At 39.5% G+C, this 25,870-nt stretch carries 17 protein-coding genes; 8 read left to right on the forward strand and 9 right to left on the reverse strand.

Going from position 1 to position 25,870, the window contains the following annotated elements:
- Positions 1-62: 62 nt before the first annotated feature.
- From CAL6303_RS22350 to CAL6303_RS22365, 4 genes are all read left to right on the forward strand, one after another.
- Positions 63-824, forward strand: a complete 762-nt coding sequence (locus tag CAL6303_RS22350; RefSeq protein WP_015200104.1) for a metal ABC transporter ATP-binding protein — start codon at positions 63-65, stop codon at positions 822-824.
- A complete protein-coding gene (locus CAL6303_RS22355; protein ID WP_015200105.1) occupies positions 811-1,665 on the forward strand; it encodes a metal ABC transporter permease in 855 nt (284 codons plus the stop codon). The genes CAL6303_RS22350 and CAL6303_RS22355 overlap by 14 nt, the downstream gene beginning before the upstream one ends.
- Before the next feature lie 104 nt (positions 1,666-1,769).
- Complete coding sequence (locus CAL6303_RS22360) at positions 1,770-2,183, forward strand: hypothetical protein (protein ID WP_015200106.1); 414 nt, start codon at positions 1,770-1,772, stop codon at positions 2,181-2,183.
- Between the two features lie 274 nt (positions 2,184-2,457).
- The gene (locus tag CAL6303_RS22365; protein ID WP_015200107.1) at positions 2,458-3,003 is read left to right on the forward strand and encodes a GNAT family N-acetyltransferase; all 546 of its coding nucleotides are present in this window, start codon (positions 2,458-2,460) and stop codon (positions 3,001-3,003) included.
- Positions 3,004-3,068: 65 nt separating this feature from the next.
- Here the strand turns inward: CAL6303_RS22365 and CAL6303_RS22370 are convergent, their stop codons facing one another.
- Positions 3,069-4,127, reverse strand: a complete 1,059-nt coding sequence (locus CAL6303_RS22370; RefSeq protein ID WP_041740859.1) for a CobW family GTP-binding protein — start codon at positions 4,125-4,127, stop codon at positions 3,069-3,071.
- 150 nt (positions 4,128-4,277) lie between these two features.
- Between CAL6303_RS22370 and cysS the strand changes: the two genes are divergently transcribed.
- The 3 genes from cysS (at position 4,278) to CAL6303_RS22385 (ending at position 8,822) form a co-directional block, all read left to right on the forward strand.
- A complete protein-coding gene (gene cysS, locus CAL6303_RS22375; RefSeq protein WP_015200109.1) occupies positions 4,278-5,744 on the forward strand; it encodes a cysteine--tRNA ligase in 1,467 nt (488 codons plus the stop codon).
- Positions 5,745-5,925: 181 nt separating this feature from the next.
- A complete protein-coding gene (locus tag CAL6303_RS22380; protein ID WP_015200110.1) occupies positions 5,926-7,368 on the forward strand; it encodes a TldD/PmbA family protein in 1,443 nt (480 codons plus the stop codon).
- 107 nt (positions 7,369-7,475) lie between these two features.
- A complete protein-coding gene (locus CAL6303_RS22385) occupies positions 7,476-8,822 on the forward strand; it encodes a TldD/PmbA family protein (protein ID WP_015200111.1) in 1,347 nt (448 codons plus the stop codon).
- Positions 8,823-9,111: 289 nt separating this feature from the next.
- Here the strand turns inward: CAL6303_RS22385 and CAL6303_RS22390 are convergent, their stop codons facing one another.
- Positions 9,112-14,574, reverse strand: coding sequence for an ATP-binding sensor histidine kinase (locus tag CAL6303_RS22390; RefSeq protein ID WP_041740860.1), 5,463 nt, complete (start codon positions 14,572-14,574; stop codon positions 9,112-9,114).
- A 512-nt stretch (positions 14,575-15,086) separates the two neighbouring features.
- On the opposite strand from CAL6303_RS22390, the gene CAL6303_RS22395 reads away from it, so the two are divergent.
- Positions 15,087-16,373, forward strand: coding sequence for an aminotransferase class I/II-fold pyridoxal phosphate-dependent enzyme (locus CAL6303_RS22395; RefSeq protein WP_015200113.1), 1,287 nt, complete (start codon positions 15,087-15,089; stop codon positions 16,371-16,373).
- Positions 16,374-16,423: 50 nt separating this feature from the next.
- Here the strand turns inward: CAL6303_RS22395 and CAL6303_RS22400 are convergent, their stop codons facing one another.
- From CAL6303_RS22400 to smc, 7 genes are all read right to left on the reverse strand, one after another.
- The gene (locus tag CAL6303_RS22400; protein WP_144051075.1) at positions 16,424-17,107 is read right to left on the reverse strand and encodes a DivIVA domain-containing protein; all 684 of its coding nucleotides are present in this window, start codon (positions 17,105-17,107) and stop codon (positions 16,424-16,426) included.
- Positions 16,990-17,568, reverse strand: coding sequence for a pantetheine-phosphate adenylyltransferase (coaD, locus tag CAL6303_RS22405; protein ID WP_015200115.1), 579 nt, complete (start codon positions 17,566-17,568; stop codon positions 16,990-16,992). The genes CAL6303_RS22400 and coaD overlap by 118 nt, the downstream gene beginning before the upstream one ends.
- Positions 17,569-17,822: 254 nt before the next feature.
- Positions 17,823-18,542 carry a cytochrome b/b6 domain-containing protein gene (locus CAL6303_RS22410; protein ID WP_015200116.1) on the reverse strand — a complete coding sequence of 240 codons (720 nt, stop codon included), beginning with the start codon at positions 18,540-18,542 and terminating at the stop codon, positions 17,823-17,825.
- A 197-nt stretch (positions 18,543-18,739) separates the two neighbouring features.
- The gene (locus CAL6303_RS22415; protein ID WP_015200117.1) at positions 18,740-19,861 is read right to left on the reverse strand and encodes a beta-ketoacyl-ACP synthase; all 1,122 of its coding nucleotides are present in this window, start codon (positions 19,859-19,861) and stop codon (positions 18,740-18,742) included.
- Between the two features lie 106 nt (positions 19,862-19,967).
- Positions 19,968-20,681, reverse strand: coding sequence for a peptidylprolyl isomerase (locus CAL6303_RS22420; RefSeq protein ID WP_015200118.1), 714 nt, complete (start codon positions 20,679-20,681; stop codon positions 19,968-19,970).
- Positions 20,682-21,055: 374 nt separating this feature from the next.
- Entirely contained in the window at positions 21,056-22,027 is a 972-nt protein-coding gene (locus tag CAL6303_RS22425; RefSeq protein ID WP_015200119.1) for a PRC-barrel domain-containing protein, read from the reverse strand.
- Between the two features lie 59 nt (positions 22,028-22,086).
- Positions 22,087-25,767, reverse strand: a complete 3,681-nt coding sequence (gene smc / locus CAL6303_RS22430) for a chromosome segregation protein SMC (RefSeq protein WP_015200120.1) — start codon at positions 25,765-25,767, stop codon at positions 22,087-22,089.
- Between the last annotated feature and the right edge of the window lie 103 nt (positions 25,768-25,870).

A 25,870-nucleotide genomic window follows, 5' to 3' on the forward strand; every position in this document is an offset into this window, starting at 1 on the left:
CTTTCAGCTACTTATTCTCGTAGCTAATATTCCAAATTGCTATCTTTAAAGGACTAATGTCAATGATCAATGAATCAATCAGCATTGATATCGAAAATGTCACTGTCGCCTATAACGGCAAAATTGCCTTACATAGTGCATCTATGCAGCTTAAAGCGGGTTCAATTTGCGGTTTAGTTGGTATTAACGGGAGCGGAAAATCAACATTATTTAAAGCTGTGATGGGCTTTGTCAAGCCCACAACAGGAAGAGTTTTAATTAATAGCTTACCCATCAAAATCGCACAAAAGAAAAGCTTAGTTGCTTACGTTCCACAATCTGAAGATGTAGATTGGAATTTTCCGGTAAATGTCTATGATGTGGTGATGATGGGACGCTATGGATATATGAATATCCTGAGAATTCCCTCTAAAAAAGATCAAAAAATAGTACAAGAGAGTTTAGAAAGAGTCAAAATGTGGGACATGCGGCATCGGCAAATTGGCGAACTTTCTGGTGGACAGAAGAAACGCGCTTTTTTTGCCCGTGCCCTAGCACAGGAAGCACAGGTTTTACTATTAGATGAACCATTTACAGGAGTAGATGTCAAAACAGAAAAGACAATGATTGATTTGTTGATGAAATTACGAGAATTAGGTCATACTATTTTGATTTCTACACATGATTTAGCTTCAATTACAACTTTTTGTAATCAAGTAGTTCTCATTAATCGAACAATTTTAGCTTATGGAGATACTTCAGAAGTATTTACAGAAGAAAATCTGTCGCGGACTTTTGGTGATTCTTTAGGTGATTTACCCTTTAAAAAAAATGCAAATAATTGAATGGTTTACCGTCCCACTACAAAATAGCTTTATGGTGAAGGCAATCGCTATAAGTGCTTTAGTGGGAGTTGTTTGTTCACTATTATCATGTTATCTAACTCTTAAAGGCTGGGCATTAATGGGTGATGCGGTGTCACATGCAGTTATGCCTGGAGTTGTAATTGCCTATATATTAAATATTCCCTTTGCTATAGGTGCTTTTGTTTTTGGAGTTGGTTCGGTAATTGCGATAGGTTATATCAAAGCTCAAACCAGGATTAAGGAAGATACTGTAATTGGACTGGTATTTACAGGTTTTTTTGCATTTGGATTAGTCTTAGTTTCTAAGACAAAAAGTACTGTAGATTTAACTCATATTCTTTTTGGAAATGTTTTGGGCATTTCTAATCAGGACATTATCCAAACAGTTTTAATTAGTGTCGTGACTTTAGTAACTATAGCCATTCTTCGCAAAGATTTGCTGCTATTTTGTTTTGACGCTACCCACGCAAAGTCAATTGGTTTAAATACAGGGCTGCTTTACTACATTCTACTATCTTTACTTTCCTTGACTGCGGTTGCTGGACTACAAACAGTGGGAATAATTCTTGTTGTAGCGATGTTAATCACTCCTGGTGCAACTGCATATTTATTAACTGACAAATTCGACCACATGATCCCTATTGCTATGGCTTCTGGGGTCTTTTCCAGTGTTATGGGAACTTATATTAGTTACTATATTGATGGTGCAACTGGTGGTTGTATTGTGGTGTTTCAAACCTTACTATTTTTAGCAGCTATGATATTTGCACCCAAGCATGGTATAATGGCGAAACTAAAAAAACAAAAAGCTACTTCTTAAATCAATTTTCCAGATATTCTGTTAACGCTTAGGTACGTGATTCCTCACCTTTTTTATAAATCCGAATGTGACAAGATAAGAAAAGTGTTTACAGCTGTCACCTGATGTCTTCAACTAATCAATCTCTCGATTTGACACTTCAGCGTCTGCGGGAACTGCGACCTGTACTTCTGCGTTTACACAAAGCACTACTAGATTCTGAACGCACGCAGTACGAACAATTATATGGACAGATTCAAACAAATGCCCAATTTTTACAATTAGTGATTGGACATGAGTGGTTTAACTGGTTACATAGAATTTCCCAGTTTATCGTTCAGATGGATGAGGTTTTGTATTCTAAAAAACCAGTGGAGTTTGAGCAAGCTAATGTAATTTTGGAACAAGCAAAAACATTACTTCAGCCAAATAATGATGGTACAACCCCAGAACAGAGGTATTTCCACGCGATTCAGCGAGATCCAGATATTGCGTTGATGCACATTCAAATCGCTAAGATGTTGGATGCAAAACGCTAAATTTGATACATGTTGATTTCAAGCGAGTAGTGGAAAATAATGATATTTGCCACTACTCATTTTTTAGATTCAGTAGGTTGATATAGTAGTTGTAAATTCCCACACTTACCTATTTAGTGCCTTAGTGAGTGGAAGCGATCGCGTTAAGCGTACTTTCGGTAGTTTACCTCAAATATTGATCACACTCCCATCCTTGATTGAATAGATTTTTGACGTTACTGGTTTGATGTAACTAAGTCGGTGTTAAAAAGATTGAAACTTGGAACCTATAAACATGTTAAAAAATTTAGTATTAAAAACTGACAGATTGGTATTAAAACCCACCTTAGAAAGTGACTTGAGTACACTACACTCTATTTTTATTAATCCCTATGTTAAAAAATATTTGTGCGATGACAATATTTGGTCATTGCCACAGGTTGAAGAAATGATAGTGGAGAGTCAAAAGCTATTTGAAGAAAAGAAATTTGGTATTTGGTTGATTAATACCAAAGATGATCAGGAAATTATTGGGTTAGTTGCTTTGTGGTATTTCTTTGATGAAGAACAACCCCAGTTGGTTTATGCTTTGTTACCTGAAGCAACTAAAAAAGGTTATGCTACTGAAGCCGCAGCTAAAATAGTGAAATATTCTTTTGATGAACTTGGATATAAATATTTGATAGCGAGTTGCGATAAACCTAATCTTGAGTCTAAGAATGTAGCGGAAAGAATTGGGATGAGGGAAGTAGAAGAGAAGAGTGTGGATGATAAGCCTATACTATTTTTCAAGGTTGATAATTGCACGGTAAATGCTCGCCCAATCATCTTAGTAGAATGATATTCTTGATGTTCAGATCACCGACTTATTCAACAAGTCGGTGATGTAATTAATATTTAACTTTTCTATTCTACAACACAAGCTTTAATTTGCTCAAGCAAAGCTTCTTGATCAAGGTTTTGACCAATTAACACAAGTTGGTTTTTCTTCTCCCCTTTCCACTCATCATCGTCCATCGTAAAACGTTTGCCACAAAGGTGAAAAATATGGCGTTTGGGACTTTCTTCAAACCACATGATTCCCTTAGCACGGAATATATTAGTCGGTAGTTGATTATCTAGAAAATATTGAAACTGACGGATACCAAATGGTTTATCACTTTGAAATGAAATGGAGGTAAAACCATCATTTTCTAAATGAGCAGAATGATGATGGTGTTCGTGATCATGTTCACAATTTTCGTGATCATGTTCATGATGATCATGTTCATGATGATGATCATGTTCATGATGTTCATCTAAATCAAAATACTTCTCTGATGCAAATAAACCCACACTCAGAATCAAAGCTAAAGGAACTTGGGAATTTTTCGTCCGAATAATTCTTGCACCTTCTTTAACCTGATTAATTTTGGTTTCTAAGTTGTTTAATTCGCTTTCAGTAACTAAATCAGTTTTATTCAACAGAATGACATCACCGTAGGCAATTTGACTATGTGCAGCTTCAGAATTAAAAAGGTCTAAGCTATAATTAGCTGCATCAACAACGGTGACAATAGAATCTAAACGGGTTAAATCCCGTAATTCGGTACCAAGAAACGTTAAAGCTACAGGCAAAGGATCGGCAAGTCCTGTTGTTTCTACCACCAAATAGTCAATATTATCTCTACGTTCTAAAATCTTATAAACAGCATCAACCAAATCGGTGTTAATAGTACAGCAAATACAACCGTTACTTAACTCCACCATATTCTCATCAGTGCTGACAATTAACTCATTATCAATACCAATTTCACCAAATTCGTTAACTAAAACTGCCGTTTTCAAACCTTGCTGATTGCTGAGGATATGGTTGAGTAAAGTAGTTTTGCCGCTACCTAGAAAGCCAGTAATAATTGTTACTGGTATTCCTTGTTTAGTGGAATTCATTACCGGGGATTGGTTGGGACTTACTGCTGACTGCATCATGCGATCGCCTAATTGGATAAATAGCCTTTCTGATAATTTAGCGTAGACCATCTAGAGTCAGGAAAATTAGTTTAGACACAAATACCAATTATCTTTGGTAAATTAGATCCAGTTGAAAGTTAAAATTAGAGGCTAAATTTTTCTGACATGACCCTAACCGTTTACAATACACTCACTCGTCACTTGGAAGCATTTGAAACCGTCGAGCCTGGAAAAGTAAAAATGTATTGCTGCGGTGTGACAGTATATGACTACTGCCATTTGGGTCATGCACGCTCATATATTAATTGGGATACGGTACGGCGGTATTTGGCTTGGCGTGGCTATCGGGTAGAATATATCCAGAATTTTACGGATATTGACGATAAAATTCTCAACCGTGCCAAAGAACAAGGCTCGACTATGGAAGTCGTTTCTAACCGCTTCATTGATGAATATTTTACCGATATTCGTCGCTTGAATGTTACGGATGCTGATGATTATCCCCGTGCAACTGAGCATATCCAGGATATCCAAGATTTAATTCAGATTCTAGTAGATAAAGATTTAGCTTACAGCGCTGGTGGTGATGTTTACTACCGCGTGGAAAAATTCCCGACTTACGGTAAACTCTCAGGTCGAAATTTATCCGATATGCAAGCGGGGGCTAGCGGGCGTGTAGAGGCAGAAACTAGCGAAAATACCAAAAAACAATACCCCCTCGACTTTGCGCTGTGGAAAGGGGCAAAACCAGGGGAACCAGCATGGGATTCGCCCTGGGGTCAAGGTCGTCCAGGATGGCACATTGAATGCTCGGCGATGATTCGTAGCCGCTTGGGTGAGACAATTGACATCCATGGTGGTGGAGGAGACTTAGTATTTCCCCACCACGAAAACGAAATTGCCCAATCTGAAGGTGCAATTAATAAACCTTTGGCGCGATACTGGACACATAACGGGATGGTGATGGTGGATGGACAGAAAATGTCCAAATCTCTGGGGAACTTCATCACAATTCGGGAATTGTTGGATGGAAAATGGGAAAAATACCCCGAACCAGTTCACCCAATGGCAGTACGCTTATTTGTATTGCAAGCACACTATCGCAAACCATTAGATTTTACCGAAGACGCGATCGCATCCTCGGTGAATAGTTGGAAAACTCTCCAAGAAGGTTTGGTTTTTGGCGAACAATTTGGAGAAAAACTCGGTTTTACTGAAGATGGCAACCAACTTGATAAAAATCTAATTGAACGCTTTGAATCTTTTGGAGATGATGACTTTAATTTCTCCGGTAGTTTAGCGGTATTATTTGAACTGGCAAAAGAACTACGTCGAGAAGGGAATATCCTAGTTCACGAAGGTAAAACCAAAACTAATACCGCAGAATTACAGCAAGCTTGGTATACATTAGTAACTTTAGCTCAGGTTTTGGGATTAGAAGCGAAGCTAGAAGCTGTTGAGGATAACTCTTCAGCAGGTTTCAGTGATGCTGACATCGAAACCTTAATTGAACAACGTAACGCAGCCAGAAAAAGTAAAGATTTTGCCGAAAGCGATCGCATTCGCAATCAACTCCAAGCCCAAGGCGTTACACTCATCGATAGCAAAGAAGGTACCCGCTGGCATCGGTAAGGGGAATCTAGAGGTTCTGGTGTAAGTCAAAAGAACCTCTATCTATAGATTCCAGTATTTCATCCAGATTAAAACTACAGTTAAAGGTTTTTGAATATCCACCCCACAGAAAGTCCTCAAATTCTGTTAGTATTCAAGAGCATTTGCTGAAATAATATCTGAAAGTTGAACTAAATATTTTATGTTCGCTGATTTAAATAAAGCTTTATCACAAATCAATATAGCCGCTGATTGGGTTGGCATCAGAGCCGTTAAAGAAACTTTATCAACCCGGTTTGTGCGGGATGCTATTCCCCAAATCAATGGTAAATCCTTTACCTTAGGGGCAATGGTGGAGGTAATGGTAAACGGATGTATTGCCTACGCTGCTACCAATTCCGTCACACCCGATGACTTGCAAACGGCAGTTGAGGCAGCATACCATCATGCGATCGCATCTAGCGAATGGTCTGTATTTAAGTTTGATGTCACCACCTCCCGTCCCCAAGTTATTGGTGAATACATCTCCCCCCACGTTAAATCATTAGATACCCTCACACCAGCAGAAATCAACGATATTCTCATTCGTATTTGCAAAACCCTCAAAGTTAACGACAAAATCGTTCAAACATCTGCTGAACTCGTCACTACCGACAGAGAAGTTTGGTTTGTTAGCAGCAATGGTTCCCAAGTTTACCAAAAATTCCTCTTTATCAGCACCTACTACGGCGCTACCGCCCAAGATGGTAATGTAGTACAACAACGTAGTAGCAATGGTTGGCAAGCACATACCTATCAAGGAGGGATGGAACTATTTAACGATGCTAACTTGTGGCAACGGGCGCAAACCATCGGTGAGCAAGCAGTAGAATTACTGGCAGCAGATGAATGTCCCAATACCCGTACTAATCTAGTATTAGCACCAGATCAAATGATGCTACAAATACATGAAAGTGTGGGACATCCCTTGGAAGTAGATCGGATTCTCGGTGATGAGCGCAACTATGCAGGCGGTAGTTTCATCAAAGCAGGTGATTTTGGCAACCTAGTTTACGGGTCTTCATTAATGAATATCACCTTTGACCCCACCGTCTCCGGTGAAATCGCCAGTTACAACTTCGATGATACAGGAGCCACAGCCACCAGAGAATATTTAATTAAGGGGGGAGTATTAAAGCGTGGTTTAGGTAGCTTAGAAAGTCAAGCCCGCGCCGCTATTCCCGGTGTGGCTTGCGCCCGTGCTTGCTCATGGAACCGTCCAGCAATTGACCGCATGGCTAACTTAAACTTGGAACCAGGTGAAGATACATTTACAGATATCATCGGTGATATTGAAGACGGTATCTATATGGAATCTAACCGTTCTTGGTCAATTGACGATCGTCGTTACAAGTTCCAATTCGGTTGTGAATATGCCAAATTAATCGAAAATGGCAAGCTAACTAAAACCCTGCGTAATCCAAATTACCGCGCTACCACCCCAGAATTTTGGGGAAGTTTAGTTAAATTAGGCAACTCCTCTACTTGGGAGATGTATGGCACACCTTTTTGTGGTAAGGGCGAACCGAACCAAGCGATTTGGGTGGGACATGGTTCACCAGTTTGTGTATTTGCAGATGTAGAAGTTTTTGGAGGTGGAACTTAGTTCAGGGAATAATTGTTATGGTTCTAAAAAACCAGATCCCCGACTTCTTAGAAAAGTCGGGGATCTAGCGCTTTAATTAATTAATTTATTTATTTAAAATACTCAACATGAAAACTGAAGAATTAGACACCTTAGAAACCAGCTTTAATAAACTTGTTGAAACCCTCTTAATGAAAAAAGCACCATCTGAAGAATTCACACTCAAACTTAATAGTGAACGTAGCTTGTTTACTCGCTTCAATCACGCAAGAGTTCGACAAAGTGGTTATGTCGCAGATGGTTCAATTCAACTGACATTAATGCAGAATCAGCGCAGTAGTTACCGTCAAATACCATTTACGGGACATTGGGAAAGAGACTGGCAAGAATTATATTTAGCACTACAGGAACTTCGCAATGAACTACCAACTTTACCAATTGATCCATACCTAGTTTTACCATCAGGAAATAGCAGTAGTTATGAAGTCAATGAGGGGAAATTACCAGATTCAGAATTAATCGTCGCAGCCATTTTAGAAGCAGCAGCCAAAATTGATTTTACAGGAATTTATGCCGGGGGTTTGGTAATTCAAGCTTATGCTGATTCATGCGGACAAAAACATTGGTTTGCAACTAACACATTTACCCTAGATTATTCGATTTTTAATCCTGATGCTCAAGCTGTAAAAGGCTGTTTTGCGGGAAGTGAATGGAATCAAGAAGCTTATGTGTCTAAAATCCGAGATGCCAAAAATCAATTACAACTACTGGAAAAAACTCCCAAACAATTATCGAAAGGGCAATATAGAACTTACTTTGCTCCGGCAGCAGTCTCTGACTTATCATTAATGCTGTCATGGGGAGGTGTTAGTGAAGCTGATATTCAACAAGGAAACAGTTCTTTAGCAGCGCTACAACGTCAGGAAAAACAACTTTCTTCTAAGCTAAATATATTAGAAAACTTTCAACGGGGTTTTGTTCCTAGATTTAATGAGTTAGGGGAAATTGCTGTACCCCACTTTCCAGTAATTGATCAAGGCATTCTAGTTAACACACTAATCAATTCACGCACAGCCAAAGAGTACCAAAAAACAGCCAATGGTGCAAATAGTAGGGAGTCATTGCGTGCTTTAGAAATTACCAGTGGCAATCTTGAATTTGAGCAAATTCTCACAACACTGGAAACCGGATTATATGTATCTAATTTGCATTATCTAAATTGGAGTGATTTACCAAGTGGTAGAATCACCGGAATGACTCGATATGCATGTTTTTGGGTAGAAAATGGGCAAATAGTCGCACCAATCGAAAATCTCCGGTTTGATGAAACCTTATACAACTTTTGGGGAGATCAATTAGTCGATTTTACCAAATTTCAGGAATTTATTCCCGAAGTGGGAACCTATGAAGCTAGGCAACTTGGTGGTAATATGGTTCCGGGAATGTTGGTGGATGATTTTACATACACATTTTGATAGCCCTTGGCATAAATGCACGAGAATTCTTGCTTCACTGACACTACTGAAACCAGATACCTTGTACTGTCTAGTCCAGAGGTAAGACTCTCCCCAATTGCAAGGTTATGAGATTTAAAGGCTCAAAATCCATGTAGTTTGCTAGAAAATCGTGGGGTGAATTTTGGATTTGACCTCCAAAACCAGTATTATTCAAGCTGTGTGGCATATAGATTCCCTTTGTGCAGTTTTTCAGCTAACGCTGCGCTACACGTTTCTTGGATGCCCGAAAGGGCTATACAGCAGATCCCTAATTACGAATAAATGGCAGTCTAATCACGAACTCAGCACCTTGATTAACTGAAGAATTAACGTGAATGCTACCTCCATGTTTATCGATAACAATCTGACGGGCAATTGCTAAACCTAAACCTGTACCTTTACCGATGGTTTTAGTTGTAAATAAGTGATCGAAGATTTTGTTTTTGACATCTTCAGGTATTCCTGCACCATTATCTCGAAGACTAATTAAAACCGATGTTTTATCATTATCAAGGCTAGTAGTAATAGTAATTTCGTTAGGATTCGCTTTAATTTGCTCGAAACTAATCCCGGTACTGGATTCATCCAATGCATCAATAGCATTAGCTAATAAATTCATGAAGACTTGATTCATTTGTCCTGGGTAGCAGGCAAAAGGATTTATATCTCCGTAATTTTTGATCACTTCAATTTCGGGTCTAAGTTCTGAAGCTTTCAGACGATGCCTTAATATGAGTAGAGTACTATCAATACACTCATGAATATCACAAACAATCGGTTTATGAGTATCAGACCTCGAAAAAGTTCGTAAACTGACGCTAATATTATAAATTCTATCGATACTCTGCTTCATCGAAGCAAGCAATTTCGGTAAATCTTCATTAATGTATTCTAAATCAGCTTTGTCAATTTTACGGCGCAGTTTTTGACTTGGTTCAGGATGTTCACTTTGATATAAATTGATGATTTCAAACAAATCTTCAATATATTGTTCCGCAGGTTCAATATTGCCGCTAATACAACCAATTGGGTTATTAATTTCGTGGGCAATACCAGCTACTAAACCACCTAAAGCAGACATTTTTTCGCTTTGCACAAGCTGGATTTGGATTTGCTTAACATCTTCTAATGAGATTTCTAACTGTTCCTTAGTTATTTGCAAATTAGCAAGAGAAGATTCTAATTCCTTTGCGTAATCTTGAGAACGTTCATACAGTTGAGCATTTTCGATGGAAATTGCCGCTTGTGAACAAATCAGCTGTAATAATTCTATGCGATCGCTTGTGAACACGCCCGCAGTATTTCTGTTTTCTAGATACAAAAATCCCACTAGTTGGCTTTGACGACGTATCGGTAAACACAACAAACTCTGGGGTTGGTACTGTTGGATATAATTATCACTTAGCCAATTCACATGCTTAGTAGTATTATCAATCAGTAAATACTTGCTAGAATTCTTGACATAGTTTAGTACCGAAATAGGTACCTCCATGCTTTCTTCTAATGGTAAAGAATCAGAGTGAACTGTATTGTTACTTTTTATACTCTGGGATACAGCTTCAACAAACATTTGTCCATTCTTGATTAATACTAATGCTGCCTTACTAGCACCAGCATTTTCTAGGGCAACTTCCATCAGTACCATTAGCAGACGTTTGAGATCAATCTCACTAGAAACAGCTTGTGATGCTTTAAGCACAGTTGCTAAATCAAACACTGAAGTCATCAAACTGCTACTAGAAGAACCTGTTTGCGTTGCACTTAATACTAAAGTTTCAGTTGTTGTGACTTCATGGGTCTGATTCACAAATATCAGCAACTTTGGATAGCTTTGTTCCAAATGTTTGACTTTTGCTTTAGCACCCCAACGTGCATAAGCATAATAAGCATCAGTTAAATAAACTTGAGCAATCTTTGATTTTTGCCATCCCAGATAAAACTTAGCTGCTAATTCACCAGCTAAAGCTTCTTCATTTACATATTGATTTTCTCTGGCTAAATTAATTGCATTATCATATGCTTCCATTGCCTGTGTATGATTTCCATCAACCCTAAATATCTCTGCCTCAATTAGCAAATACTTGTGTAAGAAATTCTCTGGGCAACTATCTGCCCATTTCTTCATTTGCAATTGATTTGTCTGCAACTGTTCAAAATACTCAGATTTTAATTTAACATCACTGGTATTTTCATACTTATTAACTAAAGTCAGAGAGTAATAAAAATTGTGGACTGCGGTGCAGTAAAATCCTAGTACATATTGGATGATCTCTTTAGCTGCAATAGCATATTCGTATGCAGCTTCCCAATCACCATATATGTATAACACCTGACATTTCATTACTTTATAGGAACAAAGTCCCAGAAAACTTTTGCGTGATTCACACCTATTTATATACTCTAATTCGCTATTGTAACTCGTAGAAAATTCACCATAACTACCTGTCAAACCAGCTAAATTTCTGACTACCAATTCGATAGATTCTATAGCATCAGTTGTGGAAACATTATGAGTTTTTTCTGAAAAATCAACGAATCCCGAAAAATCCTGTAACATATCATTTAAATTGGCACCCTGACAAAAGAGGTTTAATGTTTTACCCCAAAGTGAGTAGCCAGAATTTTGAAATTCTCCAGATTCTAAGCCGTAGCGGTAAGCATCATCATTAATCGGGTTAGAAAAGCGGACGTGTTTATACCAATGATTGATGAAACTAGCAAATACGAAATAGGTTCGACATTTCAACGCTGGAGTATTAAAAAAGTTACTTAAATTAATTGCCAGTGTGCCAAATTCATAACCGGCTTGATAGTTTTGGAAAATTGAACCTAGTAAAACTCCATAATCAGAGTAACCACGGGCAGATTCAGGAGTATTTCCATACTGTAGTGATAATTTTACTAGTTTCAGAGCAACAATTGGGAAAAGTTGCGGCATCCCAATATAAGCAACAGAATCTAGATTCATCAGTAATCTGGCAGCAATAATTTTTTCCTGTGATTCCATCACGGGTAAATTAATCAAACTGGAAACTTTTCGCTGTGAAGTTAATTGATTAACTTCTGTATATTCTGCTTGCAATTCTTCATAGAAGTTATCTTCTGGTAAGTTTATATCTAAAAGCTTCAATGCATCTCTGCCAATTTTAATACTTTCAATGAATTTATAATTGAGGGTATATTGAATGATTAAAGTATTTAAAATATCGCATTTTTCCGCATTGGATCTTACTTTCTTTAAAATTTGATAAGTAAGTTCTTCGCTGTTATCAAAGTTGCCATTTAAATATTCAATTTCTATTTTTTCTCTGTACAATGAATATGTAAACTCATACTGTTCTTCCCAGCAATTTGATCTGAGTAAATTTATGCCCATATCTAAATACTGTTGTGCAGCCATATAGGCAGTTGCAGCTTTTGCTTTTTTAGCGGCAAATAAATTAAGTTCACAAATAACTTGACGCTCCGCTAAAATTTCAATGAGTTTAATACCTGTATTTAAATGATTAACAATATCAAAAATATTTTCTTCTCGTTCTGTTTCCGATGATTTTTCTAATAGCAATCTACCAATTTTTAAATGTGTTTCCTGTTTTTGCGTTTCAGGGATTAAAGCATAGGCAGCTTGTTGTACTCGGTCATGCAAAAACTTGTATCTGATTTTGATTTGGGTTTCATCAATTTTGATCGGCTCAGATTGACTAGAAATATTTTTAGAATCTGAGTGGAAGAATTTATATGTTTCATTTTTTGGCAGGATCAATTCTTCCTGTAATGCCTTCCACAAGTCTGTAGCTGTATCTGTATAATTTTTCTCTAAAACTATTGATAAACTATTTAAATCGAATTCGTTACCGATACAAGCTGCAAACTGCAATACTTTTTGTGTTGATGCAGGTAATTTTTGTAAAATTTGGGTGATTAATTCAACTACATCATTAGTTAATGCCCGTTCTCGAACTGCAGAAATATTACATTCCCAAGAACGAGAATCTAAGTCAAAAATCAATAATCCTTCTTCATACAAAACTTTCATGAATTGCGTACAGAAAAATGGATTTCCCTTAGTTTTTTGATAAATTAATTGTGCCAGTGGCAATGCAACTATTTCGGAGCAATTGAGGGTATCTGCAACTAAGTTATTAATATGTTCGATCTCTAAGGGTGCGATCGCTACTTCGTTAACGACCGTACCAGACAAACGAATTTGTTTAAGTGTTAAGAGTAGCGGGTGAGTAGCGGAAACTTCATTGTCACGATAAGCACCAATAATTAATATATGTCCGCTATCGGTTTCTGATGCCAACATTTGCATCAACTTTAATGATGCAGAATCAGCCCACTGTAAATCATCTAAGAAAATAACTAGGGGGTGTTCTGATGTGGCAAAGATCTTAATAAAGTTTTTAAATAGTAAATTAAAGCGGTTTTGGGATGCGGTTCCTTCCAACTCTACGACGGCAGGTTGTTTACCAATAATACCTTCCAATTCAGGTATGACATCAATGATAACTTCAGCATTTTCACCTAATACCTCTATGATTGTACTTCGCCAATATTGAAGAAGAGTGTCACTTTCGCTTAATAGCTGACCCATCAAATCACGAAATGACTGTACAAATGCCGAAAATGGGATATGACGCTGGAATTGGTCATATTTACCCCTAATAAAGTACCCGCGTTGACGGACAATTGGTTTATGAACTTCATTAACAACTGCGGTTTTACCAATTCCCGACAACCCAGCCAATAACATGACTTCGGTGTCACCATGGCTAACACGTTCAAAAGCTGTTAGTAGTTGTTTGATTTCATCTTCCCGACCGTAAAGCTTCTCTGGGATAATAAAGCGATCGCATAAATCCCGCTGCCCTAATAAAAAAGCCGGTATATCCCGCTGTTGATGCCAATATTTTTGACATCGCTCTAAATCATATTTTAAGCCTAATGCACTTTGATAGCGTTCTTCAGCATTTTTTGCCATCAATTTACTGACAATAGCTGCAAGTTGCTTAGGAATATCAGGATTAATACTAGTTACATTTTCTGCTTTTTGGGCAATATGGCAGTGCAGCAACTCCATTGGATCTTTAGTGATGAAGGGCAACTGCTGTGTCAACAGCCGATAAAAAGTCACACCCAAGGAGTAAAAATCTGTGCGGTAATCAATTCCGCGATTCATTCTTCCCGTTTGTTCTGGGGAAATATACGCAAGCGTCCCTTCTAAAGTGTTGGGATTTTTTAACTGTTGCGTCTCTCGTGGAAGTACTGAAGCGATACTGAAGTCAATTAATTTAACCTGCTTGGTATCGGGGTTAATTAAGATGTTTGCGGGTTTAATATCTTTATGAATAATGCGGCAGCGATGTAAAGCATCTAATGCGACAACTACTTGAATGGCAACATCAAAAAACTCATGGAGTTCTTTAGGCTTAGATTCATGAAAATACTCATCTAATGAGATTCCGCCAAAGTCTTCCATGACTAAAGCATAAAAGGTATTGTAGGTCTCCAACGATAAGGGACGCACAACTCCATCAATATCTAAATTTTTGGAAATGATAAATTGATTGCGGAACTGAACTAGCTCGCTAAAACTCGGATATTCATTCCGCATCAGTTTTACGATGACGCACTTCCCATCTGATTCACGCATCGCGCGGCAAACCAGGGTTTTTGACCCTGAATAGATTTGCTCATTAATTTCATAGCCAGGAAGATAAATGTTCATAGTGATTATTAACTCACACCACTGAATATATTTAGTCTGTGTAGTAATTGTTCCCATTTGAAGTCAATTTATAACACCTGGGTATTATTTGTTTGTATTCACAAAGTAATACAAATTATGAACTTACGTAGACTTCATATTATGTACTTAAAAGCAATCTATTAATCATAATAACTTTAAGTTATCCTTGTAATTTTTATCTGAGTATGAGTATTTTTTTACATTACTGATGAATATTCAACAGATAATCTTATGTTTTCTAGGAGTTTATTCTTAACTTTATAAATAGGTATTTATTTGCTTGATGGCGTTTAAATTTCCTTTAAGGAAAATTACGTATTTTCTGGCTTATCGTTTTGATTATTTTGATGATTTACTGTAAATAAAACGAAAGGGTGCAGATAAATTATTTTTCAGCATTATTAATTTGTTTGGTAATGTAATGATCAAATTTTTATTCGCAATTCCTATGATACAAATCATTGTTCATAAATATGTGGAATAAAAGCCATATGCAAACTAAAATTTCGACACCTATCCTTAGCTACATGAAGCAGTTGGAAAGCGAAGGAATAACTAATATAGAGGAACTATCTGATTACCTGTATGAGCATTACTTGCGACAGGTAGACTTGGGTTTGTATTCCAACGGGCGCTATACATTGACTGGAAGTGATTCCACAGCCACAGTTGCCTCAACCTTGGTTAATAGCGGAGAAGAATGTATTTTGTGGTGTATCAATCATTACCTAGGATTAAATAGAAATCAGAATGTAATTGATAAGGTATGTCTCGCTGTACGGGAGTTTGGTACAGGTTCCGGAACATCAGCTATGTCTGGAGGAATGTCCATTATCCACAAGCGAGTTGAAGACAAACTGCAACATCTGATTGGTAAAGAAGGTGTTTTACTTTTTCCTACTGGCTTTACAACAAATTTAGGATGTTTGTCAGCTTTGCCAGGAAAACATGATTTAATCATTTTTGATCGTGAAAGTCACGCATCGATTATTGATGGTGTTAAGTTGTCTGGTAATAAATGGATGACATTTAAGCATAACAACGTTGGAGATTTGGAAAGCAAATTAAACAAGTATCAAGATAAATATGAAAATATTTTTGTAGTTATAGAATCAGCTTATTCCATGAGTGGTGACTTAGCACCCCTAAGGGAAATAGTCGCATTGAAGCAAAAATATAAATTTTTCATTTATGTTGATGAGGCGCATACCTTCGGGATTTACGGTAAAAATGGATCTGGCTATTGCTCACATCTTGGACTTGTAGATGACGTTGATTTTATTGCTGCAACTCTATCCAAAGCAACCTCATCTATCGGGGGATTTGTTGCGATGAAATCGAAGTATATTCCCTTATTGCATTGGCGCGCTAGTACATACACTTTCCAAGCATGTTTGACACCTGGTGATGCCACAGCAATTTTAGCGTCGTTGGAGGAAATTGAACAAAATCCACAATTAATAGAATTACTTCACGAGAAAAATCAGTATATGCGCCGTTGTCTGACATCTTTGGGGTTTGATTTAGGTACAAGCCAAAGTCCGATTATTCCTGTGTTTATACCAGATGTAGAAAAACTAATGGCATTTAACAAAGAGTTATATGCTCGTGGTATTTTCTCTGTGTCAATTGTTTACCCAGGTGTCAAACCCCATGAAGGCAGAATTAGATTTATCTTGAGTGTGGCACATACGAAGGAACAGATCGATACAACTGTAAATGCATTGTATGAGTTGGGCTTAAAGTATGGAGTTATTGCTCATGCTATGACCGCGTGAGAAGATTCATAAGAGATTTTTTCCGCTTTTTCCGCTTGATTTTACTGATACTATTTTCGCTTTTTCCCTTGGGGAGAATTACTAGGGTTCAGTTGTTGCCTACCATTACGAATTATGTTTAGAATTTGACTTAAATCTGTTTCAATGTTGTCTAAAACACCATCAGCATATTCATCTGCACCTTGCTCAATTTGCTGTGCTTGGGCAATGGCTTGGCTTCGCATTTCTTCTAATTCTTCTTGGCAGTGACGGCGTTTGAGATCAATTTCGGTGAGAGTTTCTTTCATCATCGCTTCACATTCTAATTGAGTTTGGCGACGTATCTGTTGTGCTTCTTTATCTGCTTGAAGAATAATGTCATTTTCATCTAGGATTTGGACACGTTTAGCCTGTGCTGCATCAACTATTTGCTGTCCGTATTCTTCAGCTTCGAGAAGGATTTCCTGCTTTTGCTCGATAATAGCGATCGCGTGATTAAACGCATCGGGTAAAGATACACGGATTAAATCTAGTTGTTCTAGCAATTTCTCCTCATCAATTAAAGTTTTGCCAGTTAGTGGAATCCGAAAGCTAGAAAGTATCATCTCCTCCAGACGATTTAGTTCCTGCTCAACATCTATGGCTCTAATTCCGGTTGTATCTGTTCTGGAAACTCCATTGTCCCCTGGGGATGGGGAGTTGTTTCCATTTCCTTTGTGTTCTGATTCGATATCGGATAATTGTGTGCGTAGCATTGGTATATATCTAGGGCAACGTGGGGAGGTACAAGATGATTAATCGCACCACCAAATCTTGCAATCTCTTTTACCACACTACTACTTAAAAAACTATACTCGTTAGACGTGGCAAGAAAAACTGTTTCGATTTCAGTGGAAAGCGTTTTGTTGGTGTGTGCCATCGACAATTCTATTTCAAAGTCGGAAATTGCCCGCAACCCCCGCAAGAGAACCTGTGCTTGGCGGATATGAGCATAATTCACCGTTAGTCCATCAAAGCTATCTACCTCCACATTAGATAAATGCTTTGTTGAGTAGCGAATTTGCTCAAGTCGTTGTTCAACTGTAAACAAAGGTGTTTTGTTAGGATTTCGCAAAACAGCGACAATTATCCTTTCAAATAGCTTGGCACCACGTTGAATTAGGTCAAGGTGTCCTAGCGTTACCGGGTCAAAGCTTCCTGGATATATGGCAATCACAATTGCTGAGGTGCTTTCTCGTCATGTGAGTGCAATTATACCTAATAAATAGTATTTTTATACACTGCTTGCTTTTTATGGCGAAAAGTTTTTGCTTTCGTATTCAAGTTTCTTCCAAAAAACAGGCTACTGCCCTCATTGACGCTAATTAGGGGATCACCAAAAAATAAATTACCTAATTTTGTGGGATGGACATCCTGCCTGTCTTTGAGAATCTGCAAAACGGACTTATTACTTGTTACTTATTACTTGTTTTAATTAGAAATCACTAGCGGTAAAATTAGTGCGGCAACAATTCCCACCAGCACAATTATCTCAGCAACCGTCAGAGGAAGATTATTGTGGAGGGAGTGATTGATTCCTCCAGCAAAATTAACTGATGAATTACTGAACCAATTACGCAAACGGGTAGACCATTTTTGCGGACTATCTTCTGGACGTATTTTCCCCGAAAAGATGGAAATTAATAACTGTAAACCACCCACTTTGCTAGACATTAAAATGTGAATTGCCAAACAGCAAACTATTACCACCCAAGCAGTTAGATGCAGGTAGTACCAAGTGTGATTTAACTGTCCTGTAGGCAACCATTCTTCTTTCATCATTCTGCCAGACAACACTGCCAAAGCTCCAGATATTAGCATCAGCGTATTCGCAATTCTTTGTAAACTAACCCACCAAATTGGTTTATTAATCTCAGTTAGCTTTTGGAAGGAATCTTTTTGTAGCAGTCTTTTATTGCCTGCATGAAAGCTATAGAGAGCAAACACTGGGAAAATAACAAAGAAAAAGACTGCAAATGTTCCATGAACATCGATAATTGAGTCAACCGAAGGGATTGGTAGCTTCCCGAATCTACCATCGAAGGTATTGTAGACTAAAAAGCCTGTGATCATGGCAGCGATCGCTAAAATTCCGCTAACAGCATGAAGAATTTTTAACAACAAAGGTTGATAGGGTGCAGAACTTGGCATGAGGGATTATCTCAGTGGTTATTTTGAGCAGTGTTGCAAAAATACTATCTTACATTACGGCTGTAGTGATTTTTATGTTCCCGACACCCTGGAAGGGTGCGCTATAGAAACAAAGGCTGCCTCCGCAGCCTATAAAGATTTCACTTACCGCAGGCTACTATATGGGAAGCTACTGTGCATCTAAGTTTTGATGCGATTTAGGCTTTTCCCAGTGTAACCACTGCATTTTGTCCACCAAAACCAAAACTAAAACACATCATTTGATTAATTCTGGTTTCAAGATTCTCTCTGACAAAATTTAAACTGAATTCTGGCTCCTTCAAGCCTACACAAGATGGTAATATTTGTTGCTTTAATGCCATCAATGAAAAAGCTACACTTAAAGCCCCAGATGCTCCAATTGTATGTCCTGTAGCGCCTTTTGTTGAGATTATAGGAACAGATTCAGGAAATAACTTCTGTATTAATAAACTCTCAAACTGATCATTTAACACAGTACCAGTTCCGTGGGCATGAATGGCATCAATATCAGAAAAGCTGATTTGACTGCGTTGTAAACATTGCTTAATGGCAGATTCGGCGCTTTTTCCACTCGGTTCCGGTGAATTGGGGTGATGTGCATCCGCAGTTAAACCAAAACCGAGAATTTCACCGTAAATATTGGCACCTCTGCGGATTGCTGCTGTTTTCGATTCTAGAACAAATACTGCTCCACCCTCACCCAATACTAAACCTTCACGGTGTTGATCAAAAGGGTATGCACCCGTTTTGGCTAAAGCACCCATTTGTTGAAATCCGGTAATAGTTAGAGGTGTAATTGGTGCTTCCACCGCACCAGCGATCGCATATTCGCATTGTCCACTATTAATTAAGGAAAATGCCTGAAAAAGTGACCAAATTCCCGTTGCACATGCAGCCATTGGAGCCAATACTATCCCAGTTGATCCTATTTGTCGCGCAGATGCGATCGCATTCATATGGGGAAGGTGATTCATCCATTCTTCCTGACTTTGAATCCCCTGCGCCATTTGTTCCCAAACACCTTGGAAACCTCGACTAGAACCAATTACCACCCCACAATCTTCTAGAGGTTCACTTAATCCCGCATCTTGGAGAGCAGATGCGACAACCTGCCAAGTGATTTTTTTTACATCTGCTGGTTCATATCCAATCATTCCCAAAGGACGAGGCGCTAATTGGGGGAAAGGCTGATGTAACTTGATTCCAGACTTCCCTGCAATCAATTGTTTCCAACTATCTTGAAGATTATTACCGAGGCAGGAAACAAAACCAATACCAGTCACAACAACCTGAATCATACAAACCAAAGTTAAAAGTTATGAATTAGGAGTAAGCTTAGCCAAGTCGCAGCTTCGGCTTCCTCAGCTTAAAAAAACTCCTCCCTCATAACTCCTAACCTTTTATCTAATTTCCGCCATTCTTCAGGTTTTCTGCACCTTCAGTCACCTTTGCTGATTCTACGCGATCGCCTTGCTTGATTTTGTCAACAACTTCGTCCATTCCCGAAGTCACCTTTCCAAAAACCGCATAGCTGCCATCAAGGAACTGTAAATCAGCCAACGCAAAGTAAAATTGGGCTGAAGCAGAATCAGGTGCTTGGGATCTTGCCATGGCAATTACACCGCGTTTGTGGGGCAATTCTGGAGCTTCTTTGATAGTTTTACTATAAGTTGGTTCACTAGCACCCTTGGCTTTAATCTCCAAAGGAACATAGCGAGCTTTACCGGTTTTTGGATTCACAAAACTTCCACTACCCAACGCTTGGGGTGGAACTTTGGGATCTTTACTTTGAGGATCTCCACCTTGAGCAACAAAGGGATTCTCTGGTGGATTACTTTGGGGTCCAATCACACGATGGAAAGACACCCCATCATATACACCCCTTTGCACCAAATCCACAAAATTACCTGCCGAAATTGGTGCATTAGTTCCATCAACCTCGATGGTGATGGGTGAACCATTTACAGTCATGACAACTGTAGCTTTGCCTTCAAGTTTTGGTAAATCGTTCATTCCAGAAGCTCTCTCACTCGCATTAGTTACTGCGGAACATCCACTTAATAGTAGAGAACCGATGAATAAAAACGCAATTAGCGTTTGATGAATTTTGAATCGCATTGTGAATTTCTCAAATCCAATCCACAGTATATTAACAAACTCTCGGAATTCCCTATCTAAAGGAATAGGTTTACACGCAATACAGGTCAATTTAGATCCCTGACTTCACGGATCTAGTGTCCTGCAGCGAACACCACGCATTATTCAAGGTTAGTCCTCAATAGCGATCGCATTTATGACACTTTAGGGTGCGGAATATGGGTAACAACATTGGGGATCCAATTCCCGTGCAACTAGCAAGTAGCATCCTTACAAAGTTAAGTGGGGGCTATGCCCCCACTTAACTTTGCGGTGTTTTCTGTCGGAGTTAAATCCCCGTTACAAAACAGACTTATTACTTATTGCCCATTACTCATTACTTATTTGTAATATCCTTATTCTTCGTATTCTGGTTGTTTCTCTTTGACTTTGTTGGGAATATTGATGGGTTTTGGTGCATCATCGTCATCCCAAGCATCTTTGTCTAAGTCATCTGTGGGAGAATAGTTATCTCTCCCATATACTGATGTTTCATATTGAGGTATTTGATTATACCTATCTTTGTCGGTGGCTTCGCTCCAGTTATCTTCTTCATCGTCATCATCATCTTGGTAACGAATTGGTTGTTCTGGACGGGCTTCCATCACCTGACGGCGGGGGGCTTCATCTTCATAGTAATCTTCATCCCACACTGGTTCTGCTACAGGTTGCCGGGCGGGCATTTTCACTTTTGGTGCTTCTAAGGGAACACCACTAGGTAACTGATTACTAGCTGAGATGGCTTTGGGGGTGGAATAGTAATCACCATCTTCATCCCGGCTCCATGGTGCTCTACCGATACCAAGTCGTTCAAGTAATCCTACTGAGAGTTGTTCAACTCGCTCTTCGGCACCTTCAAATACTATCAACCGATTTGGTCCGGTGCTGACGATTTCATCGATAGAAAGTTCGTAGGTACTTAATACCTGTTCGGGGATTTGGGGTAATCCCAGGGAAGCAATAACAATGGAGTAAATTTTGCCGCTTTCACCGTTGAATTTAAAACCGCGTACTTTCCCCAAAACTTCACCAGTTTCGGTGATTACTTCCCAGTTAATTAAGTTGCTGAGTAAATCCACCTCAATATCTTCGATGACATCTTCGTTTTCCACGAGGATGACATCACCGATTTTTTCGATGCTATTTAGGTACATATAGCGGGGGATACTAGAAACGGAGATCAGGCTATCTCGCAAGCCAAGCGCTACTACTTCACGTTGATCTACGTCAACCCAAACCTGACTAACGATTCCTAATCGCCTAGCATCGCTGGTGACAACTTGAGTGTTTAAAATATCTGAGCGTCTAATTGCTTGTTCTGAAGTCATTATAATACCGAGTCCCGATCTCGAATCCGGTTAATCTATACACTATTATTAACAAAATTTCAAGCCGACGTTGTATCGGTTTTTAATTTGATTCCCAAAACTTGGGTGTAGGCACCTCTTGCTTGGGTAACACCGATTGTGCGTTCGGCTGATTCTATCATTGGGCGGCGCAAACTCACAACTATAAATTGGGCTTGCTGTGCTTGTTGCTTCACCATTTTAGACAATCTTTCGACGTTTGCCCCATCAAGGAACATATCTACTTCGTCGAAAGCGTAGAAGGGTGAGGGACGGAACTTTTGCAGGGCAAAGATAAAGCTGAGTGCTGTGAGTGATTTTTCTCCCCCTGACATGGATGCTAGTCTTTGAACTGGTTTACCTTTGGGGTGTGCCACCAAATTTAAACTACTAATAAAGGGATCTTCAGGGTGATCTAGTTGGAGGTAGCCGTCACCGTCGGAAAGGGTGGCAAAGATGCTTTGGAAGTTTTCGTTCACTGCGTCGAAGGCTTCTTTAAAGGCTCGTTGTCGCAGGGTGGTAAAGTTTTCAATTCTTAATAGTAACTCAGTACGCTCACCTTCCAGGGTTCCTAGTTTTTGGGTGAGTTCTTGGAGACGGTTTTGGGTACGTTCATATTGCTCCAAGGCTAGCATGTTGACTGGTTCCATAGCTTGCATCCGTTTGGTGAGGCTACGGAGTTCCTTTTGGAGTTCTTCTAAGTCTACTTTGTCGGGGACTTCAGGTAAGGGTGAGGGAAGTTCTTGGGAAACGCTGCGTAATTGGGTTTGGATATTGCTGAGTTCTTCCCTTTTGGTGATGATACTTTCTTGAATTTTTTGGATTTCCCACTCTAATTGTTGCTGCTTGAGTAAATGCGATCGCATTTCGGCTTCAAGGGTATCTCTTTGGTGTTTTTCTGCTCCTAATTTGGCTTCCATCTCGGTTAATTCGGCGCGAGTTTGGGCAATTTGAGCAGTTAAGGTGGTGATTTCGGCGGAAACTCTAGATATACCTTCTCTGGTTGTGGTTTGGTTTTGTTGATATTCGATAATTCTGGTTTCGGCTGCTTGGATACGTTCTTGGAGTCGTTGTTGCTGGGTTTCCAAGTTGACTAAGCGTTGTTCAGCTTCCCGCAGTGCCGTTTCTCGCTGTTTTAATTGTTGCTCGTTATTTTTGATGGTTGCTTGGATTTGTTGCCACTCGCTGGGGGTTTGGGAGGCTTCCAACTCTGCTAGGGTTTGACGAAGTTGTGATAATTGCTGCTCTTGGCTGGGTAATTCCCCTGAAAGCACTTCCAAGCGAGATTGGGCGGTGGTAAATTTTTCTTGGTTTTGAGTAAGTTGATTTTTCGTGGTTTCAACTTGATGGGTTAGGGCTTTGACATCCTTCTGTAACTGTTCTAGTCGGAGTTGAGATTCCCTTCTTCCTTGACGACTTTCAGTTAATTGCAGTGAATATTCCTTCACTTTCACGGTTAAATTGGCAATTACTTGATTACATCTGCCTAAAACTGCATCAATCTCCACCAAGCGGTTTTTAATGGCTTTAATTTCCTCAGATTCCCCAGTTTCTGGCTTGCCGAAGCGTAATTGCGATCGCGCTCCTATACTACCACCTGTCATTGCGCCACTTGTTTCCAAAAGTTCACCATCAAGGGTAATAATTCTGTATCTTCCCAAGTGGTTTCTGGCTAGCTGCAAACTCTCAAATACCACCGTATTTCCAAAAACATAGGCAAATACATCTTGATAGCGGGGTTCAGTTTCAATTAAGTTCACCGCAAAATCAATAAACCCGTTGGCATTTCGCAAATCTCCCAAAGACGGTAATCGTTGCCCCTGGATTTTATTCAAAGGTAAAAAAGTCGCCCTTCCGGCACGTCTTTGTTTGAGTAACTCGATTCCCGCTGCCCCAATGCCGTCATCTTCCACCACAATATGACCCAAACGCGCACCAGCGGAGATTTCCAAAGCTAATTGGTAGCGGGGTTCTACCCGTCCTAATTCTGCCACCAACCCACAGACACCTGGAAGTCCCGATTGCAGAATTACCTTACTAGCTTGGGTTCCCTGTGCTTCCTGCTGTGCTTGGGTTTGCGCCTCCAATTTATCTAGTTGGCGTTGCTTTTCTCGCTGTTCGTTGCTTAACCTTTTTTGGGTTTCCTGTTGAAGCTGTAATTCCTGTTCAGTGGCGGCGAGATTTTCAGCTAAATCTTGAATTGGAGTACTGGAAGTGGTAAAATTGCTTTGGAGACTGGATAGATCTGTGGATTTTTCTGCCAACTCCGGCTCTAAGCTTTGTAATAACTCAGATTGTTCGTGAATTTGCTCCTGCAACTGACTATAGCGTTCCTGTAGCTGCGCCTGTTCAGTGCGTTGGGGTTCCAAAGTCTGTAAAACCACCTCAATTTGCCGATTTAGCGCCGTTTGTTGCTGTACCCAAGCCTCCGAAGCAGTGGCAATTTCCGTAGCCGCTTGACGGGAAAGCTCCAATTCCTGTTGCACGCGATCGCGTTGTTGCTGACAATAGGTAATTGACTCACTTTCAACTATTTTCGCCCCACCAATTTCTTGGAGATGCTGTTGCTGTTGCTGAATCTCCCTTTGGGAATTTTCCAATTTCTGAGTAATTTCCCTTTTGGCAGCTTCCAACTCCCCCAACTGCCGCTGTAATTGTTTCTTCTCAGCCTCTTGATTTGCCAAAAGCGACTGAGTTGCTAAAACCTGCTCATCCCCCAAAGCCTTCAAATGGGCATTGAGTTTCTCCAATTCAATATTCTTCTCAGTAATCTCCTGATTCACCCTGAGAAGTTGTGCTTCCAAATCCTTCCCTTGCAATTCACCAGCTTGAATCTGATTGTGTAACCTTTCCTGATTACTTTGCAAAGTTCGCCAAGACAACACAGCTTCCCACTTCTGCTTCTCCAAAAACTCCACCCGCAGCTTTTGGTACTTCTCAGCCTTAGCCTTATCTTGCGATAAGCGATCGCATTGTGTCACCAACTCCGATTCAATAATCCGACAACTGTCTTCCTTTTCCTTAACTTCCTCTAAAGTCCCCTTTGCCTGAATAATTTTCCGATCAAAAGCCCCCACCCCAGCCAATTCATCAATAATTTCTCGACGTTCTTGACCCTTCATTGAGATAATACTGGTGACATCCCCTTGGAGAACCACATTATATCCATCCGGATGCACCCGCAGAATTTCCAACTCCTCATGCAACTCTGTTGCTGTGGAAGGAATCCCATTAATATAGTAATTTGATGTGTAGGTACCCTGCTTCGTCACCCTTAACCGTCGCGTCACACACCAATCTTCCCCTGGTTTGGGGCGAATTTTTTCCTTCCTTGTCAAATCATCCGGATTAAGTTCCGCTTCTTCTTCCTTTTCTGGCACCTCATCAGCCAAAAAATCATCTTCCACCACCGTCACAACCAAATCTTCCTCAAATATCTCATCTGGTTTATGATCGGACAAATCAAACGTCACGGTGACACTCGCTTCCACCGTTGCCCGTCCCTTACTAATTTGGGTAGTATTCACCAAATCCGGGAGTCTATCAGCACGCATCCCCTTAGAATTGGACAAACCCAAACAAAACAACAAAGCATCCAGAATATTTGATTTTCCCGAACCGTTGGGACCAGACACAACAGTGAACCCCGGTAGTAAAGGTACCGAAGTTGTACCACCGAAGGATTTGAAATTAGTCAGTTCAACACGCTTTATGTGAACCATCGGCGCTGTATCTATATGAAGAGGAAAGTAACAAGTGTACCAAGTTAGTTTAGTTGATAAATGGGTAAATAATTTACTGAAGCGGAAAATTTTCACCCATATT

Origin of the sequence: Calothrix sp. PCC 6303 (assembly GCF_000317435.1) — a bacterium.
Lineage (GTDB): Bacteria > Cyanobacteriota > Cyanobacteriia > Cyanobacteriales > Nostocaceae > PCC-6303.

Bases quoted from the DNA above. Each gene is read 5' to 3' on its own strand.
- CAL6303_RS22350 (WP_015200104.1), top strand. From the start codon at position 63: ATGATCAATGAATCAATCAGCATTGATATCGAAAATGTCACTGTCGCC.
- CAL6303_RS22355 (WP_015200105.1), top strand. From the start codon at position 811: ATGCAAATAATTGAATGGTTTACCGTCCCACTACAAAATAGCTTTATG.
- CAL6303_RS22360 (WP_015200106.1), top strand. From the start codon at position 1,770: ATGTCTTCAACTAATCAATCTCTCGATTTGACACTTCAGCGTCTGCGG.
- CAL6303_RS22365 (WP_015200107.1), top strand. From the start codon at position 2,458: ATGTTAAAAAATTTAGTATTAAAAACTGACAGATTGGTATTAAAACCC.
- CAL6303_RS22370 (WP_041740859.1), bottom strand. From the start codon at position 4,127: ATGCAGTCAGCAGTAAGTCCCAACCAATCCCCGGTAATGAATTCCACT.
- cysS (WP_015200109.1), top strand. From the start codon at position 4,278: ATGACCCTAACCGTTTACAATACACTCACTCGTCACTTGGAAGCATTT.
- CAL6303_RS22380 (WP_015200110.1), top strand. From the start codon at position 5,926: ATGTTCGCTGATTTAAATAAAGCTTTATCACAAATCAATATAGCCGCT.
- CAL6303_RS22385 (WP_015200111.1), top strand. From the start codon at position 7,476: ATGAAAACTGAAGAATTAGACACCTTAGAAACCAGCTTTAATAAACTT.
- CAL6303_RS22390 (WP_041740860.1), bottom strand. From the start codon at position 14,574: ATGAACATTTATCTTCCTGGCTATGAAATTAATGAGCAAATCTATTCA.
- CAL6303_RS22395 (WP_015200113.1), top strand. From the start codon at position 15,087: ATGCAAACTAAAATTTCGACACCTATCCTTAGCTACATGAAGCAGTTG.
- CAL6303_RS22400 (WP_144051075.1), bottom strand. From the start codon at position 17,107: ATGCTACGCACACAATTATCCGATATCGAATCAGAACACAAAGGAAAT.
- CAL6303_RS22410 (WP_015200116.1), bottom strand. From the start codon at position 18,542: ATGCCAAGTTCTGCACCCTATCAACCTTTGTTGTTAAAAATTCTTCAT.
- CAL6303_RS22415 (WP_015200117.1), bottom strand. From the start codon at position 19,861: ATGATTCAGGTTGTTGTGACTGGTATTGGTTTTGTTTCCTGCCTCGGT.
- CAL6303_RS22420 (WP_015200118.1), bottom strand. From the start codon at position 20,681: ATGCGATTCAAAATTCATCAAACGCTAATTGCGTTTTTATTCATCGGT.
- CAL6303_RS22425 (WP_015200119.1), bottom strand. From the start codon at position 22,027: ATGACTTCAGAACAAGCAATTAGACGCTCAGATATTTTAAACACTCAA.
- smc (WP_015200120.1), bottom strand. From the start codon at position 25,767: ATGGTTCACATAAAGCGTGTTGAACTGACTAATTTCAAATCCTTCGGT.